Raw genomic sequence first — 17,782 nt, 5'->3', positions numbered from 1 at the left:
GCGGGCCGGGCCGGGGGGCGGCCATGACCAAATTGTCATGGAACACATCCTCCACCCCGCGCTTTATCGCCGCGAAGGAGATTTCTCGATGCGCAAGGCTCTGGTTCTGATCGCTGCGATGGCTGCCACTGCGACCGTTTCGGTCCAGCCGGCCATGGCCAAGGGATGCATCCGCGGCGCCATGGCCGGCGGCGTTGCCGGTCACTTCGTTGGCAAGGGCCATGCGCTGGCCGGTGCTGCGGCAGGTTGCATCGTTGCCCATCACCACTATGCCAAGAAGGCCCGTGAAGCCAAGGCCGCTGCGCACGCAGGCCATCCGGGTTGAAGATCACCCCGGAACGCCGGCATGCCGCGCTGGAGGCTCGCCGGGCGCTGAAAATGGCGCGCTCGGTGCACGCCTATGTGCGCGGCAATACGGCACAATTTTATGAATGGCTGGAAGCCTCGCCGGCTATGGCCCAAGTGCCGGTGGGGCCGAAGGTGTGGATCTGTGGCGATTGCCATCTTGGCAATCTCGGGCCGCTGGCCGATCGGCACCACGATTTTGCTGTCCAGATCCGCGATCTTGACCAGACGGTGATCGGCAATCCGGCGCTAGATCTTATTCGCCTGGGCCTTTCGCTGGAAACGGCGGCGCGCAGTTCAGACCTACCGGGCATTGTCACCGCGCAGATGCTGGCCGCGATGATCGACGGCTATTCCCGCGCGCTTTCCCCCGAGCCCGAAGACGATCCCACCGAGCCAAAGGTGGTGCGCGCAGTGCGTCGCCGTGCGGCCGGGCGCAAATGGCGTCATCTTGCCAACGAGCGGATCGACGGCCCCACGCCCAGCCTGCCGCTGGGCAAGCGTTTCTGGCCCTTGGCGGCGGCCGAACGCGAAGCCATTACTGCTCTTTTCGACGATCCAACCGTGCGGACAAAGGCGCTGGCCCTGGCCGGGCATGCCGGCGAAGGGCGGGTGCGCGTGCTGGATGCGGCCTATTGGCGCAAGGGATGCAGTTCGCTGGGCCGGCTGCGCTATGCCGTGGTGCTTGGCGTTGGCGCGCAGGACAAAGGCCCGGAATACCTGGCGCTGGTGGATATCAAGGAAGCGGTGCATTCCGTGGCGCCAGCTGCCGATGGGGTGGCGATGCCCAGCAACCCGGCCGCGCGCGTGGTTGCGGGGGCCTGTGCGCTGGCGCCCAATCTGGGGGAACGGATGATCCCGGCCCATCTCTTGGGCAAGCCCGTGGTGCTGCGCGAACTGGCGCCGCAGGACCTCAAGATCGAGGTGGAGCAGTTCTCGCGCCGCCAGGCCGTGTCGGCGGCCTCCTATCTCGCCTATATCGTCGGCATGGCCCATGCCCGGCAGATGAGCGACGATGTGCGCCGCGCTTGGCAAGACGCATTGCAACCAGCCCCTGCCGACGACCAGGCACCATCGTGGCTGTGGCGCAGCGTGGTCGATCTCGCCGCCCGGCACGAGGCCGGCTATCTCGACCATTGCCGCCGCCTGGCATGATGCAGCCCCACTAACGGGCTCCAGGCGCCCTCCGGAAATCCGAATCTGCAGCGATTCCCGCCCTGTGGCGCGGGTGAAATCGTGCGCCAGCTTTGTGCATGCAGCGGGTCGCATCCGAAACGAAGGTAAATACTCAGTATTTGTGCGGATGGCGCTTTAGCCGCGTCCGCGATTGATTGCTTCCGGAGGTTTCTGGGCTCGCGAGGCGGGCGGAACTGGGGAATGATCCTTTCACCGGCAGCAACACGCCGCCGATCACTCGCAATACGGTCGCCCGCGCGGCGGTGGCTCCGGTCTGCCATCCACTGGCCGAACCACCGCCCGCCATGGCGGCCCACTGCGCACCGGTTTCGCGGCTTTGGCCGGGCGTGCCGCCATCGGCATCCCGTCCAAAGCCCGGGGCTCTGCAATCTTAAGGCTTTTGCCACGGGATATCACGTAGGAAAGGGGGCATGCGCCATGGCCACTGCGGCGCCTTTGAGGGATGAAACCGAAGAGATGATGACCCCAGCCCACCGCTTCAAGCGGGTTTCCGTGATCGGCCTTGGCTATATCGGCCTGCCGACGGCCGCCGTCTTCGCTTCGCGCGGGATCGAAGTGATCGGTGTGGACGTCAACGAAATCGCCGTGCAGACCATCAACAAGGGGCGCATCCACATCGTGGAGCCCGATCTTGACATGGTCGTCCACGCCGCTGCCCGCGAAGGTCGCCTGCGCGCCACGCTGCGCCCCGAACCGGCCGATGCCTTTCTGATCGCCGTGCCCACCCCGTTCCGCGATGGGCACGAACCCGATCTTTCCTATATCGAGGCGGCTGCCAACGCGATCGCCCCGGTTTTGGCCAAGGGCAACCTGGTGGTGCTCGAATCCACCTCGCCGGTCGGCACGACCGAGCAGATCGCCGCGTGGCTGGCGCAGGCACGGCCCGATCTGTCGTTCCCGCAAGATGCGGGCGGGGCGGCAGATATCGCCGTGGCCTATTGCCCCGAGCGCGTGCTGCCGGGCCATGTCCTGCGCGAGCTGGTGGAGAACGACCGCGTGATCGGCGGCCTCACCCCGCGCTGCTCGGCCGAGGCGGTTTCGCTCTACAGCACGTTCGTGAAGGGCGAATGCGTGGTGACCAGCGCGCGCACGGCGGAAATGTGCAAGCTGACCGAAAACGCCTTTCGCGACGTGAACATCGCCTTTGCCAATGAACTGTCGATCATCTGCGACAAGCTGGACATCAGCGTGTGGGAACTGATCCGGCTGGCCAACCGCCATCCGCGCGTCAACATCCTGCAGCCCGGCCCGGGCGTGGGCGGACACTGCATCGCGGTGGACCCGTGGTTCATCGTCAACCGCAGCCCGGAAGAGGCGCGGCTGATCCACACAGCGCGCCAGGTTAACGACAGCAAGCCACACTGGGTGGTTGAAAAGGTGCTGGCCGCCGCCCGCGCCGTCGCCGCGCGCAAGGGCTGCACGGCCGATCAGGTGCGCGTCGCCACCTTCGGCCTCGCCTTCAAGCCCGATATCGACGATCTGCGCGAAAGCCCGGCGGTGGATATCGTGAAGGAACTGGCCACCCATTTCACCCGGCCCTTGCTGGTCGTGGAACCCAACATTGCCGTGCTGCCGCCCGCGCTGGCGGCCTGCGGCGTGGAACTGATCGATGGCTTTGCCGCCCTCGACCAAGCCGATGTCTGGACCCTGCTGGTTGACCATCGTCCGTTCAAGACCGTTTCGCCCAAGCGGCGCGACGGGGTGGAGATCGTCGACGCGCGCGGGATCTGGACAGACTGAGCACCCGATCCGCCAGGCCTGCTGCCTTATACGCAGCCGGGCCGGCGGATAACGCGGCCAGGGTGGCAACATTGCCACCGATACCGGCCATGCGTTTCGGATCGGGTGTTCGCCACAGCTATGCTCGCCCCGCCTGGCCGGGGCGCCGTGGGGAGCCGATGACCGACACGCAAACCCTTGCCCATGCGCTGCCCGCGCCATCATGCCATGCACCCGCGCTGGCAACTGCATCGGCACTGGCCCTGTCACCAGCGCTGGGCCAGGAAAGCGGGGTCATGCAAGGCGGCAATGACGGCGCCGGTATCTCCCCCGGCGATGGCGACCACAGCGACGCTGCCGCAGATGCCGCCGCCGCTCCGTGCGTCAACCCTGGCGACGTGGCACTGCTCGCGGCCGATCTCGCCGCCTATGCCGCAGAGGCGGCAGCGTGGCGCGCCGCCGCCCAGCATGCGCGCCTGGCCGCCGCGCAGCAGGCCGAGCGCCACGAGCGCGTCCTCGCCAGCTACGAAACACGCGTGGCGGCGCTGGAAGATTCGCCGGCCTATCGCCTGGGAGACACGCTGTTGCAGCGCTGGCGCAAGCCGCAGCGCTGGCTCGGCATGCCTGCCGCGCTGCTTGCGCTGCGCCGTCCGGCAACGCGTCCCTCCCCCGCCATCCCCGCCTTGCCCGAAGCCACCCCGGCGCAGGACGATGCCTTGGCACAGGTTTCGCCGCCCGCCGCTCTCCCGCCCCTGCCGCGCCTGTCACCCACCGCGCTGTCACGGGCAGAGGCCCAGGCCGCGCGCAAGGCAGCGCAACACGAACGCCGCGCGCAGATCGCGCGGGCCGACGCCCATGCGGCACGGGCGCGCGCGCTGCGCCAGTCTGATCCCGTGGCGGCCGCGCAGGCCGCGCAAGAGGCCCATGCCGCCGATCCGCAACCGTGGCGGGCGAAATGGCTGGCATTCCGGCTCTATGACGCTGGCGAACTGACCCGGCCCGCCGCGCTGCTGGCCGGCCTGCCTGCCGATACCGCGTTGAGTGGATCGGAAAGCAGCCGCGCGCAGCAGATCCAGGCCCTGGCCGCCATGGCGCAGGCCCTGCCAGACCTGCCGCCCGTGGCCGCGCCGGCCTATGATCCGCGCCCGCAAAGCCTGCTCTATTGCGCCGCCAGCGCCCTGCCCTGGCACACCAGCGGCTATACCACCCGCACCCAGGCCCTGCTGCGCGCCCTGCTGGCGCAAGGCGTCGATCTGGTCGCCCTGACCCGCGCCGGCTATCCCTGGGACCGCGCCGACAGCGCCGGCACACCAGAGGCCCTGGCCAGCAGCCATGAAGGCCTCGATTGGCAACACTTGCGCCAGCCCAGCCAATCCCTGCCGCTCGACATCTATATCGAGCGGGCCAGCATCGGCATTGCCCGCCTGGCCAAGGCACGCCGCGTCGCCGCGATCCACGCCGCGTCCAACCACGTCAACGCCCTGCCCGCGCTGATCGCGGCGCGGCGCCTGGGCATTCCCTTCCACTATGAACTGCGCGGTCTGTGGGAAATGAGCCGCGCGGCCAATGTACCCGGCTTTGCCGGCACCGAGCGCCATGCCCTGGGCCTTGAGCTGGAAGCCTTCGTGGCGCGCCAGGCAGATCGGGTCTTTGCCATCTCGGCGCCGCTTGCCGATCATGTCATCGGGCAATGGGGCCTCGATCCTGCGCGCCTGGCCCTGCTGCCCAATGGCATCGACGCACCTGCCTTTGCCGGGATTGCCGCCGCGCGCCATGCCACTACCACCATCGGCTATGCCGGCGCGCTCGTCGCCTATGAAGGGCTGGACCTGCTGCTCGATGCCCTGGCCATGCTACATGCGCAGGGCTTGCGCATCGATCTGGTGATCATGGGCGATGGCCCCTTGCGCGACAGCCTGGAAGAGCAGGCTGCGCGCCTGGGCCTGGCGCAGGCCGTCAGTTTCACCGGGCGCCTCGAACCCGATGCCGCGCGGGCACGCATGGCCGCCTGCCACATCGCCTGCCTGCCGCGCCGCCGCAGCGCGGTGACCGAACTGGTGCCGCCGATCAAGCTGGTCGAGGCCATGGCCCTGGGCCTGCCCGCCGTGGTGCCCGATCTGCCGGTGTTCCGTGCCGAGGCGCAGGAGGGCGAAACCGCGCTGTTCTTCGCCCCCGGCGATGCCGCAAACCTGGCGCAGGCCATCGCCACCCTGGCAAATGATCCCGGCATGGCCCACCGCATAGGCCAGGCCGCCCGCGACCATGCCACCGCCCATCGCGACTGGGCCACCATCGCGCTGACCATTGCCCAGACGCTGCGCGAGCCGGAACCTGCGCCCGCCCCCCTGCCCGAGCCTGCCCTGCCGGCCACAACTGACGGCGATGCTGCGCGCCATGCTGCCGAACAAGCGCTGGCCCAGGCTGCAACATGGACACGCGAGGCGCGCGCCCTGGCCGGAACAAATCTGCCAGCCGCGATTGCCATTGCTGAACAGGCCCAGACCATCGATCCGCAGCCTTGGCGCGCCAAATGGCTGGGCCTGCGCCTGGACGAGGCCGGTGAGACAGCACGGGCGATAGACCTGTTGCAGTCGCTGCCCACAGACCTGCCACTCAGCCGATCGGAAGCGCGGCGCATCCAGCAGATCCTGCATCCCCCCGCGCCGGAACCGGCCCCCGACCCGGCGGAACTGGCCGCCGCGCAGGCCGCGCGGGAACGGGCCCATGCCCAGGCACTGGCCCGCACCCTGACCGAACAGGCGATGCAGCTTCAAGGCCGCGATCCACTGGCGGCGGCCCGGCTGGGCGAGCAGGCCTATGCGATCGATCCGCAGCCCTGGCGCGCCAAGTGGCTCGGCCTGCGCCTGCACGAGGCCGGCGAAACGGCGCGGGCGATAGACATGCTGCAGACCCTGCCCGCTGACCTGCCGCTCAGCCGATCGGAAGCGCGGCGCATCCAGCAGATCCTGCATCCACCCGCGCCCGAACCGGCCCCCGATCCGGCGGAACTGGCCGCCGCGCAAGCGGCGCGGGAACGGGCACAGGCCCAGGCACTGGCCCGCACCCTGACCGAAGAGGCGCGCCAGATTCAGGACAGCGATCCGCTGGCGGCCGCCCGGCTGGGCGAGCGGGCTTATGCCGCCGATCCGCAACCGTGGCGGGCGAAGTGGCTGGCATTCCGGCTCTATGACGCTGGCGAACTGACCCGGCCCGCCGCGCTGCTGGCCGGCCTGCCTGCCGATACCGCGTTGAGTGGATCGGAAAGCAGCCGCGCGCAGCAGATCCAGGCCCTGGCCGCCATGGCGCAGGCCCTGCCAGACCTGCCGCCCGTGGCCGCGCCGGCCTATGATCCGCGCCCGCAAAGCCTGCTCTATTGCGCCGCCAGCGCCCTGCCCTGGCACACCAGCGGCTATACCACCCGCACCCAGGCCCTGCTGCGCGCCCTGCTGGCGCAAGGCGTCGATCTGGTCGCCCTGACCCGCGCCGGCTATCCCTGGGACCGCGCCGACAGCGCCGGCACACCAGAGGCCCTGGCCAGCAGCCATGAAGGCCTCGATTGGCAACACTTGCGCCAGCCCAGCCAATCCCTGCCGCTCGACATCTATATCGAGCGGGCCAGCATCGGCATTGCCCGCCTGGCCAAGGCACGCCGCGTCGCCGCGATCCACGCCGCGTCCAACCACGTCAACGCCCTGCCAGCGCTGATCGCGGCGCGGCGCCTGGGCATTCCCTTCCACTATGAACTGCGCGGTCTGTGGGAAATGAGCCGCGCGGCCAATGTGCCCGGCTTTGCCGGCACCGAGCGCCATGCCCTGGGGCTGGACCTGGAAGCCCTGGTGGCGCGCCAAGCCGATCGGGTCTTTACCATCTCGGCGCCGCTGGCCGATCATGTCATCGGGCAATGGGGCCTTGATCCCGCCCGCGTGGCCCTGCTGCCCAATGGCATCGACGCGCCCGCCTTTGCCACGATTGCCGCCGCGCCGCTTGCCACCACTACCATCGGCTATGCCGGGGCGCTGGTCGCCTATGAAGGGCTGGACCTGCTGCTCGATGCCCTGGCCATGCTGCATGAGCAGGGCTTGCGCATCGACCTGGTGATCATGGGCGATGGCCCCTTGCGCGAAAGCCTGGAAAAGCAGGCCGCGCGCCTGGGCCTGGCGCAGGCAGTCAGCTTTACCGGCCGGCTCGAACCCGATGCCGCGCGGGCACGCATGGCCGCCTGCCACATCGCCTGCCTGCCGCGCCGCCGCAGCGCGGTGACCGAACTGATCCCGCCGATCAAGCTGGTCGACGCCATGGCCCTGGGCCTGCCCGCCGTGGTGCCCGATCTGCCGGTGTTCCGTGCCGAGGCGCAGGAGGGCGAAACTGCGCTGTTCTTCGCCCCCGGCGATGCCGTAGACCTGGCGCAGGCCATCGCCACCCTGGCCCGTGATCCCGGCATGGCCCACCGCATGGGCCAGGCCGCCCGCGACCATGCCACCGCCCACCGCGACTGGGCCAGCATCACACAAGCCATCACGCAGACGCTGCCCAGCCGCGATATCGATGCGCAGGATGAGGCGGCGGACCTGGCCGAAGCGGGCGACAGTGGCTGGATCGTGGCCGATGCGCCTCGGCTGATCGCCGCATTGGGCGACGCAGATCTGGCCAGCGTGCACGCCGCCATGGCCGCCACGCCGTTTGCCGATCCGGCACAGGCCGCGCGCGAGTGGCTGCGCCTGGGCAAGGCGGCGGGCGAAGCGGGCCAGCTTGCCGCAGAATGCCGCGCCGCGCAGGAAGCCGTGGCGATCGACCGGGGCCTGAGCACCCTCGCCGGCGCCTATGCCGCCGCGCAGCGCGCGGGGGCGTTTGACCACTGCGCGCGCTGGATGCTGGAAATGCGCCACCATCCCGATGCGCGGGCCAATCCTGTCGCGCAGGCCCGGATCGAGCGCCTGGGCCTGGGGCTGGCCGGGCAGCTGGACCTGCTCCAGTTGATCGCCCCACGCGGGCCACGGCTGCTCGCGCCGGTGCCAGGCCGTATCTGCTACATGCTGCACAACAGCCTGCCCTATGCCACCGGCGGCTATGCCACGCGCACCCATGGCTTGGCGGGCGGACTGATCGCGGCGGGTTCCGATGTGCTGGCGATGACGCGGCCGGGCTTTCCCCATGATGTGCTGCAAGACCTGGCGGACAGCGCCGTGCCCGAGGCTGACGTGATCGACGGTGTGCCCTATCTGCGCACGCCCACGCCGGCCCGCACCGATCTGCGCTATGTGCACTATATTCCCGCCGCCGCCCGCGCGCTGGAAGAACGCTATCACGCGCTGCGCCCGGCGCTGGTGATGGCGGCATCGAACCATCTGGTGGCGCTGCCCGCGCTGATCGCGGCGCGACGGCTGGGCATTCCCTTTGCCTATGAAGTGCGCGGTTTTTGGGAAGTGACCAAGATGTCGCGCGAGGAAAGCTATCGCGCGACGCCGGCCTATCAGGTGCAGGAACGGCTGGAGGCCGCGATTGCCCAGGCGGCAGACCAGGTGTTCACGCTGACCGAGCCGATGGCCGAGGAACTGGCGGCACGCGGCGTGGCACCGGGCCGCATCGCGCTGCTGCCCAATTCCTGCGATCCGGCGCGCTTTGCCCCACGCCCACGCGATGCTGCGCTGGCCCGCCAGTTGGGCATTCCTGCGGACGTGCCGGTGATCGGCTACATCGGCACTTTCGTGGATTACGAAGGGCTGGACGATCTTGCCGCTGCCTGCGCGCTGCTCAAGGCCCAGGGCCACGTTTTCCGCCTGCTGCTGGTGGGCAGCGAGAATACCAGCAGCACCATGGACGGACCGATTGGCGCAGCCATTGCCGCCATGGCCGAGAACGGCGGCTTTGCCGACTGGCTGATCATGCCCGGCCGGGTGCCGCATGAGGCAGTGGAAAGCTGGTACTCGCTGATCGATATCTGCCCGTTCCCGCGCAAGCCCTGGCCGGTGTGCGAAATGGTGTCGCCCATGAAACCCTTGGAAGCGCTGGCGATGGAAAAGGCGGTGGTGGTTTCCGATGTGCGCGCGCTGGCCGACATGATCGCCGACGGGCACACCGGGCTGGCCTTTGCCAAGGGCAATGCGCCTGCCTTGGCGGGGACGCTGGCGCAGCTGATCGCTGATCCTGGCTTGCGCGCCCGCCTCGGCCGCCAGGGCCGCGCATGGGTTGCGGCGGAGCGCACCTGGCGCGGGGTGGGCGAGAGCGCAGCGCGCCTGTTGCACCCGCTGCTGGCACTGGATCATACACCGCTGATGCTGGAGGCGGCGCAATGACCAACATGAGCGCCTTTGTCCGCAGCCTGCGCCGCAAGCTCGCCACGCTGCGCCCCGGTGACAACCGCTTCAACGTGCGCACCCACACGCTTCTGGCCCCGCGCGGCCTGGATACGGTGCCGATCGCATTCCGTGTGCGCCTTGTTCCGCAGGCGACGCGCATGGTGATAAGCCTGCACGGCGCGGCCGATCCGGCGCGACGCCACCGCGGCGCGTTCAATGGCTTCAATCCCGATCTGGCCGATTGCATCCAGGTGGCGGTCAGCGATCCCTCGCTGCAGGTGCCGGGCGATTTCGCCATCGCTTGGTTTGCCGGACACCGGGATTTCGACACGCCCGCGCTGCTCACCCGCGCCTTTGCCGAAATGGCCAAAGCTTGGGGCATAGAGCGCACGATCTTTTTCGGCACGTCGGGTGGCGGATTTGCCGCCCTGGCGCAATCGCACGCCATGCCCGGATCGATTGCCGTGGTGGGCAACCCGCAGACCCGCATCACCCGCTATCACGCCCCGCTGGTGAGCGCCTATCGCACGGCGTGCTGGCCAGGCTTGGCCAGCAATGCCGCGCTCGACGGGGTGACCATGGCCGATTGCACCGCGCTCTATGGCGCGGGCTTTCGCAACCTGGTGGTCTATATCCAGTCGCTGGGCGATCGGCACCACCGGCGCGCGCACATGCTGCCGTTTGCGGCGGCCATTGCTGGGCTGACCGAGGCCGATCGCGTGGTGTTCCACAGCGAATTCCATGGTGTTCACGGCCACAGCCTGCCGCGCGATGCCTATGCCGACTGGTTGCGCGCGGCCGTGATCAGCCCCACCGCCACGCCGGCCGATCTGCTCGATACCTGGCATGCGCTGCGCCAGCGCCCGGCCCCACCCGCAGTGCCGCGCGGCGGACCGGCCAAGGCCAAGGCCAAGCCCGGCCAGGTGGATGCCGCCGCGCAGGCCGCCGGTACGCGGCTGGAAGCTTGGCTGCGGCACCAGTTCACCGGCGCCGATGCCGCCACGCCTGCCCCCTCACTGCCTGCACCAGCCAAGGAACCTGCCTGATGCGCAACCCCTATCGCGGCCTGCCGCCGCGCGCCTTCTGGACGAGCGCCGTGGCCGAGCGCCACTTGGCAGACATTGCCGAACTGTGGGACCCGATCGCGCTCTCGCCCGAAGACCGCATCGCCACCGCCGGCAGCTGCTTTGCCCAGCATATCGGCCATGCCCTGGCCGCGCGCGGCGCGCACTTCCTCGATTGCGAGCCGCCGCCGCCGGTCTTTGCCGATGCGGCCGAGGCGCGCAGCTTTGGCTATGGCGTATTTTCGTGCCGCTATGGCAACGTCTATACCGCGCGGCAGATGCTGCAACTGGCGCAAGAGGCGCTGGCCCGCCGGCGCCCGGCCGAGGTGGTGTGGGAGCGCGAGGGCCGCTTTTACGACGCGCTGCGCCCTGCCGTCGATCCCGCCGGGCACGCCACGGCCGACACGGTGCTGCTGGCGCGGCGCCTGCATCTGGGGGCGGTGCGCACCATGCTGGAAACCATGGATGTCATTGTGTTCACCCTGGGCCTGACCGAATGCTGGGAAAGCCTGGCCGATGGCACGGTCTACCCCACGGCGCCCGGCACCCTGGCGGGCAGTTTCGATTCCGCAGCCCACGCCTTTCGCAATCTGCGCCATCACGAGGTCTTGGCCGACATGGCCGCGTTCTGGGCCTTGGTGAAAGAGGTGAACCCCGCCGCGCGCATGTTGTTGACCGTGTCGCCCGTACCGCTGATGGCCACGGCCAGCGCGGAGCATGTGCTGCCGGCCACGGTCTATTCCAAATCGGTGCTGCGCGCCGTGGCGGGTGATCTCGCCGCCGATCATCACGATATCAGCTATTTCCCCAGCTATGAGATCATCACCGGGCATCCCAGCCGGGGCATGTTCTTCAACCCCGATCTGCGCACGGTGAACGCGATGGGGGTGGATCTGGTGATGCGCCATTTCTTCGCCGGCCCGCTGGCCAGAGCCTTTGCCCCGCAGGGCCACGTTGCCGCAGCCGAGCCGGAGGCCATCTGCGAGGAAGGCCGCATTACCGAGACCCTGTGACGCCCCCCTCTTGGCCAAGGACCATGACGCCCGTGCCCCCATCCCAGCGCCTGCCGCTTGAAACCTTCATCGTGCTGTGCGGCATGCCTCGCTGCGGCACGCGCCAGTTTGCCGATTTCCTCAATGCCCATCCGCGCCTGTGCCTGCAGGGCGAAATCCGCAGCGGCCTGATCCAGACCATTCGCGCCACGCTGGCCGCCGGGGATCGCGCCTATGCCACGGGGTATGCCGCCAACTATTACCGGCAAAAGCGCGCGCAGGGCGTGATCGACCTGTTTACGCTGCTGTCCAAGGCGCGGCGGATCAGCAAGCCAGGGGCTGATCTGCACGGCTTCAAGTGCCCGCAGATGGAGCGGCAGAGCGCCGCGATCAGCGCCATCGTGCAGCCGGCATTTGCCCGGCTGGTGTGGCTGCACTGTATCCGCAACCCGGCCGACTGCTGGCTCTCGCTCAAAGCCATGCCCTGGTTTTCCGACGACATGGACCAGTTCGTGGAGCGCTATTGCGACAGCCTGGACCAGGCGCGGGCGATTGCCGATGCGCCGGCCGCCGAGGGTCTCGACACCCGGATCAGCCCGCTCGATCTCGATGCCTTCATCGCGGCGGCAGACAAACCGGGCTGGCTGGGGTGCCAGCTGTTTGCGCCGCTGGGCCTGGCGCCTTCGCCCGAAGAGCTCACGCGGATCGCCACCACGACAGACAACCGCAACGCCACGGCGCGCGCCACCGGCAACGCGCGGGCCACGGTGCTTGGCGCGGCAGACCATGACGACATGGCGCGCCATGCTGGCCGGCTGGAAGAAGCGATTGCCGCCTACAATGCTCGGTTCGGTACTGCACTGGCGCTGCGCCTGCCGGTGGCAGAGGCGGTGGCGGCATGATCCGCGCCTGGCTTGTCGCCTTGGCCTTGCTGGCCCCGATTGCTGCGCACGGGGCCACGCTCTATCTGGCGGCCGATGGCAACGATGCGACCGATGGCCACAGCGCCAAGGCGCCCCTTGCCACGCTGGGCGCGGCCATCACCCGTGCGCAGCAGGCACCGGCGGGCGAGGAAACCCGCGTGATCGTGCTGCCCGGCGTCTATCGCGGGCAAAGTGCCAATATCGACGGGCGGCGCCTGCATGGCCCGTTGACCCTGGCCGGGAGCAACGCCGATCCGGCTGCCTATCCGGCGTTCGTGGGGGATGGCAGCGGCACGTGGCTGCGCTTTCGCGGGGCAGAGGGGCGCGACAGCGGGTTGACGGTGCGGGCCTTGCGCATCGCGCACTATGCCACGGCGATCAGCCTCAACGGCAACCGCAACGATCCGGCCGCGTTCAACCGGGGCACCGTGCTGGAAAACCTGGTGCTGGCGCAGATCGGCACGGACACAGGCGTCGCGCCAGGCCTGGCCCCGTCGACCGCCGCGATCCGCCTGGTCAATGCGCGCGATACCGTGGTGCACGGGGTGTTCTTCCACACCATCCGCAACGCCCCGCGCGATAAATGCGGCGGCCTTCACGCGATCTATCTGGCCAGTCATTCCACCGGCGCACAGATCGAGGGCAATACCTTTCAGGATTTCTGCGGCAGCGCGATCAAGCTGCGCGATGCATCGGGCGGGGCGACGATCCGCGCCAACCATTTCCGCGATGCCGATGGCGCGCCGGCCATCGAGGAGTGGTTCTGCGACATGACGCGCACCGATGCCTGCACCAAGGCGGGCGGGGAATGCCCCTCCACCGGTATCCGCGTGACCAGCAACGATTTCGGCAACCTGCCGGCAGACCGCCGCGTGATCGTGCGCGGATCGCGCGTGGCGCTGTCGTGGTGTCCGCCGGGCAGCGCCACGGCGCCGCGCTTTCTGCTCGATGGCGGGCGGACACTGCCGTGATGCCCGCGCCCTTTGCCCGGCTCAAGATCGCGCTGGTGGCTGATGAGTTGACGCGCGCCTGCCTGGCGCCGGAATGCCAGATCATCGACGTGCCGGCACTGGCCACAGCCTATGGCTTTCACCGCCTGCTCGCCGCCGCGCGGCCCGACATGCTGCTGGTGGAAAGCACCTGGGCCGGGTGGGCGCAGACCTGGCAATATCGCGTCGCCAGCTATCCCGATCATTGGCTGCGTTCCAACCGGCGGCTGCGCGTGCTGGTCCGCATCGCCCGCGACATGGGCATTCCCACGGTGTTCTGGAACAAGGAAGACGGGGTTCATTTCGACCGTTTCATCGCCAGTGCGCGGCTGTTCGATCATGTCTTTACCGTCGATGCCAATTGCCTGGCGCGCTATCGCGCGGCGATGGGCGCGGGTGCTTCGGTCCATGTGCTGCCGTTTCCGGTGCAGCCGGCCTATCACCGTTTTACCGGGTTTGCCTTTGCCCGCCGCCAGGCCAATTTCGTCGGCAGCTATTCCACCCATGTGCACCCGGCGCGCCGTGCCTGGCAGGACATGGTCTTTGCCGCAGCGGTAAACAGTGGCCTGGGGCTGACGGTCTATGACCGCAATTCAGCGCGGCCATCATCGATCTATCGCTATCCCGCCAGCGCCGGGTTGACCGTGCATCCGGCCGTAGCCCACGCCGAAACCGCGCGCATCTACAAGGAAAACCTGGTCTCGCTCAACGTCAACACGGTGACGGATTCGGCCACGATGTTTTCCCGCCGGCTGGTGGAGATCCTGGCCTGTGGCGGCATTGCCGTCACCTCTGCCGCGCGATCGGTGGATACGCTGTTTGCCCGGTACTGCCACGTGGTGCGCGATGGCGCGCAGGCGCAAGACCTGTTTGCCCGGTTGCGCCACGGCCCGCAGCGGGATGACCTGGAACGCGCCCGCGCCGGGGCGGCGCATGTCGCCGCGCACCACACCTGGGACCGGCGCCTGGCCGAAGTGGCGGCCGTGGCCGGGGTCTAATCCTGCAACGTCGGCGGCAAACGGCCGGGGGAATGGCTCCATATCGAACAGGCTTTGCCAGGCGGGCGAGCGGCATAGGGCCCATTCCGGTGGCGCGTTACGGTGCTGCGCGATCTGCCGCACGCTGCCTTGCCACCAACCCCACGGAAATCGGGCGTTTACTGCCTGCGAAACGGTTGTTTCCGCGCTGGTGACACGGCGCGATCGCGATCACCCATCATCCGGTTGGCACGACCATGATGGAGTGGAGACGGACGGTGCACGAAGGCAGCGAAAGCCGCAATGCCCGGATTGCCACAAGCGCTGGCGGGCGTGGCCATGCGGCAGACGGGGGATGGGCGAGCTTTGCCGGCAAGCGCATCTTGCTGTTGCAGGGTCCAGTCGGGCCGTTCTTTTCCCGTCTCGCGCGCGATCTGCGCCGCGCCGGGGCCCAAGTGTGGAAAGTGAACTTCCATGCCGGGGATCAGATGTTTTTTCCCGGCGGCCACACCTGGCGCGGGCCGATGGCGGCATGGCCGGCCTGGCTGGAGCGGCACCTGGCCGCCTGGCAGATCGATTGCGTGATGCTGTTCGGTGATTGCCGCCCGGTGCACCAGGCCGCGCGCACGGTGTGCCAGCGCCACGGCGTGCCCGTGGGCGTGTTCGAGGAAGGCTATCTGCGGCCCAACCATCTCACGTTCGAATGGGGTGGGGTCAACGCCAACAGCACCCTGCCCCGTGATGCCCAGGCGCTGGTTGGCGCGACGCCAGCCGGGCCGTCCTGGCCAAGGCCGCAAGGCACGGCGCCGGTGGTGCCGGTCCCGCCCACGTTCTGGCGCATGGCGCTGTGGGCCATGCTCTATTTCGCGGCCGGGGCGCTGTTTGCCTGGCGGTTTCCCCACTATGTCCACCATCGCCCGCTCGAACTGGTGCAGGCGCTGCCCTGGCTGCGCTCTGCCTGGCGCAAGCCGCTGCGCGCGCGGGCGCAGCGGGCACTACTGCCACGGCTGACCGGGGCCGAGAGCGGGCGCTGGTTCCTGGTGCCCTTGCAGGTGCACAACGATTCGCAGGTGCTGCACCATGCCGATACCGGCGGCGTGGCCGGGTTCATCGCATCCACCATCGCCTCGTTTGCACGCCATGCGCCGCCCGATTGCCTGCTGGTGATCAAGCATCACCCGATGGATCGCGGGTATCGCGACTATCGCGCCCTGGTGGCGAGCGAGGCCGGGCGACACGGTTGCGCCGAACGGGTGCTGTGCCTGCACGATCAGCCCACCCTGCTGCTGTTGCAGCATTGCCGCGGGGTGATCACCATCAACAGCACCGTTGGCTTGAGCGCGCTGGGCGCCGGCCGCGCGACCAAGACCGTGGGCCGCGCCTTTTACGACATGCCGGGGTTGACCTACCAAGGCCCGCTGCACCGCTTCTGGCACGAAGCACCGCAGGCGGCGCCGAACCGCGCCTTGTGGCTGGCACTGGAACGCACGATCATGGCGCGGGCGCTGCTCAACGGCAGCTTTTACCGCCGCGTAGTGCGCGGCAGCGCCACTGGCCTCGCCATGGCGCCCCCACCGATTCCCCCGCATATGCCAGGCAGCCCGGCTGCTTGGGCGCCCGTGCCGCTTACAGGCTCCAGTACTGCACCCCAGCCGGAAGCGCTTGTGGCGTAAGCGCAGATTTCACGTCGATCAACACCCCGCCGGGGCGCAGCATCGCGGCAATCGCCGCGCCGCCCAGCGCGGCATATTCACGGTGCGACACGGCATAGATCACCGCGTCGAGATCGGCAAAATCATCGAGCGAACTGAGCGTGATGCCAAATTCGTGCGCCGCTGCGGCCGGCTCTGCCAGGGGATCGTGCACCAGCGGCGCGATGCCGAAATCGGCCAGCTCGCGCCAGATATCCTCCACCTTGGAATTGCGGATATCGGGCACGTTTTCCTTGAACGTCAGCCCCAGGATGCCGACACGCGCGGTTTTCAGCGCGCATCCTGCCCCGGCCAGCATCTTGACCGTGCGCTGCGCGATATAGGCGCCCATACCATCGTTGATGCGCCGCCCGGCCAGGATCACCTGCGGGTGATAGCCCAGCTGTTCGGCCTTGGCGGTGAGGTAATAGGGATCGACGCCGATGCAGTGGCCGCCGACCAGGCCGGGATAGAAGCGCAGGAAATTCCACTTGGTGCCAGCGGCCGCCAGCACTTCGCTGGTGCGGATGCCGACCAGATCGCAGATCTTGGAAATCTCGTTCATCAGGGCGATGTTGATATCGCGCTGGGTGTTCTCGATCACCTTGGCGGCTTCGGCCACCTTGATCGAGCTGGCCTTGTGAATGCCCGCTTCCACCACCGCGCCATAGAGATCGGCGAGCAGGTCCAGCGTTTCGGCGTCTTCGCCGGCCACGACCTTGACGATCTTTTCGAACGGATGCTCCTTGTCGCCCGGATTGATCCGCTCGGGGCTGTACCCCAGCTTGAAATCGACGCCGGCCTTCAGCCCCGAAACCCGCTCGATCGTGGGGGCACAGACTTCCTCGGTCGCGCCGGGGTAGACGGTCGATTCGAACACGATCACGGTGCCCGGACGGATCACCTTGCCCAGCGTTTCGCAGGCCATGCGCACCGGGGTGAAATCGGGGCGGCGGCTTTCATCCACCGGCGTGGGCACGGTCACGATGATCACCGGGCAATCCGCCAGCGCCGTGGCATCGTCGGTCACCACAAGCGTGGATGCAGCCAGGTCCTCGGCCGAAACCTCGCCAGTATAGTCATGATGGGCGCGCAAGGTGGCGATGCGATGGGCGCTGACGTCAAAACCCACCACGGCAAACTTGCGGGCAAAGGCAATCGCCAGGGGCAGGCCCACATAACCCAGCCCGACCACACCGATCCTGGGACCGCCCGTCTGCGAAAACACCCCGTTGCCCTGCACGCCTGTTCCATTCCTGCTGATGCCAATTGCCTTTGGCCATAATCCCATGGCGTTACCAATCCGCAAATGGCCCCTGCCCTACCCAAAGGACAGCAAAGCGCGCGTTCACCCCGTGCAACGGTGGGCCTTCCCCTGTCCGCGCTCTTTGACTAAGGGCACGATTAAACCGCTTTCATCCCGTCCCGCCACAACGGAGTCGCCCGATGTCCGACCTTGCCACGCTCGAAGCCCCCGTCACCAATCCGACGGTGCGCACCGACTGGAGCCGCGAGGAAATCGCCGCATTGTTCGACCTGCCGTTTACCGAGCTGGTGTTCCGCGCCGCCGCCGTGCACCGCGACCATCA

General features: G+C 68.4%; 11 protein-coding genes and 1 pseudogene. 11 read left to right on the top strand and 1 reads right to left on the bottom strand.

The genetic code is table 11. The features are described 5' to 3' along the window. Positions 1-88: 88 nt before the first annotated feature. From C8K14_RS20405 to C8K14_RS20360, 10 genes are all read left to right on the top strand, one after another. Complete coding sequence (locus C8K14_RS20405; RefSeq protein WP_028657447.1) at positions 89-325, top strand: hypothetical protein; 237 nt, start codon at positions 89-91, stop codon at positions 323-325. Continuing rightward, positions 322-1,500 (top strand): DUF2252 family protein, encoded by a 1,179-nt coding sequence (locus tag C8K14_RS20400; RefSeq protein WP_255420085.1) that lies wholly within the window; start codon positions 322-324, stop codon positions 1,498-1,500. The genes C8K14_RS20405 and C8K14_RS20400 overlap by 4 nt, the downstream gene beginning before the upstream one ends. Positions 1,501-1,998: 498 nt before the next feature. Further along, the gene (gene wecC / locus C8K14_RS20395; protein ID WP_369974072.1) at positions 1,999-3,282 is read left to right on the top strand and encodes a UDP-N-acetyl-D-mannosamine dehydrogenase; all 1,284 of its coding nucleotides are present in this window, start codon (positions 1,999-2,001) and stop codon (positions 3,280-3,282) included. Between the two features lie 89 nt (positions 3,283-3,371). After that, positions 3,372-9,554: a glycosyltransferase gene (locus C8K14_RS20390; protein WP_107718785.1), complete on the top strand. Its 6,183-nt coding sequence runs from the start codon at positions 3,372-3,374 to the stop codon at positions 9,552-9,554. Next, complete coding sequence (locus tag C8K14_RS20385; RefSeq protein ID WP_107718783.1) at positions 9,551-10,603, top strand: hypothetical protein; 1,053 nt, start codon at positions 9,551-9,553, stop codon at positions 10,601-10,603. The genes C8K14_RS20390 and C8K14_RS20385 overlap by 4 nt, the downstream gene beginning before the upstream one ends. Further along, the gene (locus C8K14_RS20380) at positions 10,603-11,634 is read left to right on the top strand and encodes a GSCFA domain-containing protein (protein ID WP_107718781.1); all 1,032 of its coding nucleotides are present in this window, start codon (positions 10,603-10,605) and stop codon (positions 11,632-11,634) included. The genes C8K14_RS20385 and C8K14_RS20380 overlap by 1 nt, the downstream gene beginning before the upstream one ends. Positions 11,635-11,666: 32 nt before the next feature. After that, positions 11,667-12,515, top strand: coding sequence for a hypothetical protein (locus C8K14_RS20375; protein WP_133726899.1), 849 nt, complete (start codon positions 11,667-11,669; stop codon positions 12,513-12,515). Then, complete coding sequence (locus C8K14_RS20370; RefSeq protein ID WP_107718776.1) at positions 12,512-13,507, top strand: hypothetical protein; 996 nt, start codon at positions 12,512-12,514, stop codon at positions 13,505-13,507. The genes C8K14_RS20375 and C8K14_RS20370 overlap by 4 nt, the downstream gene beginning before the upstream one ends. Then, complete coding sequence (locus tag C8K14_RS20365; RefSeq protein ID WP_062788775.1) at positions 13,507-14,523, top strand: glycosyltransferase; 1,017 nt, start codon at positions 13,507-13,509, stop codon at positions 14,521-14,523. Before C8K14_RS20370 ends, C8K14_RS20365 begins: the two co-directional genes overlap by 1 nt. 236 nt (positions 14,524-14,759) lie before the next feature. Further along, a complete protein-coding gene (locus C8K14_RS20360; protein WP_107718773.1) occupies positions 14,760-16,175 on the top strand; it encodes a capsule biosynthesis protein in 1,416 nt (471 codons plus the stop codon). On the opposite strand, the gene C8K14_RS20355 is transcribed toward C8K14_RS20360, so the two are convergent. After that, positions 16,129-17,436 carry a nucleotide sugar dehydrogenase gene (locus C8K14_RS20355; RefSeq protein WP_233251166.1) on the bottom strand — a complete coding sequence of 436 codons (1,308 nt, stop codon included), beginning with the start codon at positions 17,434-17,436 and terminating at the stop codon, positions 16,129-16,131. The genes C8K14_RS20360 and C8K14_RS20355 overlap by 47 nt on opposite strands. A 203-nt stretch (positions 17,437-17,639) precedes the next feature. On the opposite strand from C8K14_RS20355, the pseudogene C8K14_RS20350 reads away from it, so the two are divergent. Then, a pseudogene (locus C8K14_RS20350) lies at positions 17,640-17,782 on the top strand (biotin synthase); the annotation flags it as partial.

It is taken from the genome of Novosphingobium sp. GV079, assembly GCF_003058045.1.
Lineage (GTDB): Bacteria > Pseudomonadota > Alphaproteobacteria > Sphingomonadales > Sphingomonadaceae > Novosphingobium > Novosphingobium capsulatum.
The sequence above is the reverse complement of the archived record's forward strand: the minus strand, read 5'-3'. Positions and strand labels throughout refer to the sequence as shown.

Bases quoted from the DNA above. Each gene is read 5' to 3' on its own strand.
- C8K14_RS20405 (WP_028657447.1), top strand. From the start codon at position 89: ATGCGCAAGGCTCTGGTTCTGATCGCTGCGATGGCTGCCACTGCGACC.
- wecC (WP_369974072.1), top strand. From the start codon at position 1,999: ATGATGACCCCAGCCCACCGCTTCAAGCGGGTTTCCGTGATCGGCCTT.
- C8K14_RS20390 (WP_107718785.1), top strand. From the start codon at position 3,372: ATGCGTTTCGGATCGGGTGTTCGCCACAGCTATGCTCGCCCCGCCTGG.
- C8K14_RS20385 (WP_107718783.1), top strand. From the start codon at position 9,551: ATGACCAACATGAGCGCCTTTGTCCGCAGCCTGCGCCGCAAGCTCGCC.
- C8K14_RS20380 (WP_107718781.1), top strand. From the start codon at position 10,603: ATGCGCAACCCCTATCGCGGCCTGCCGCCGCGCGCCTTCTGGACGAGC.
- C8K14_RS20370 (WP_107718776.1), top strand. From the start codon at position 12,512: ATGATCCGCGCCTGGCTTGTCGCCTTGGCCTTGCTGGCCCCGATTGCT.
- C8K14_RS20365 (WP_062788775.1), top strand. From the start codon at position 13,507: ATGCCCGCGCCCTTTGCCCGGCTCAAGATCGCGCTGGTGGCTGATGAG.
- C8K14_RS20360 (WP_107718773.1), top strand. From the start codon at position 14,760: ATGATGGAGTGGAGACGGACGGTGCACGAAGGCAGCGAAAGCCGCAAT.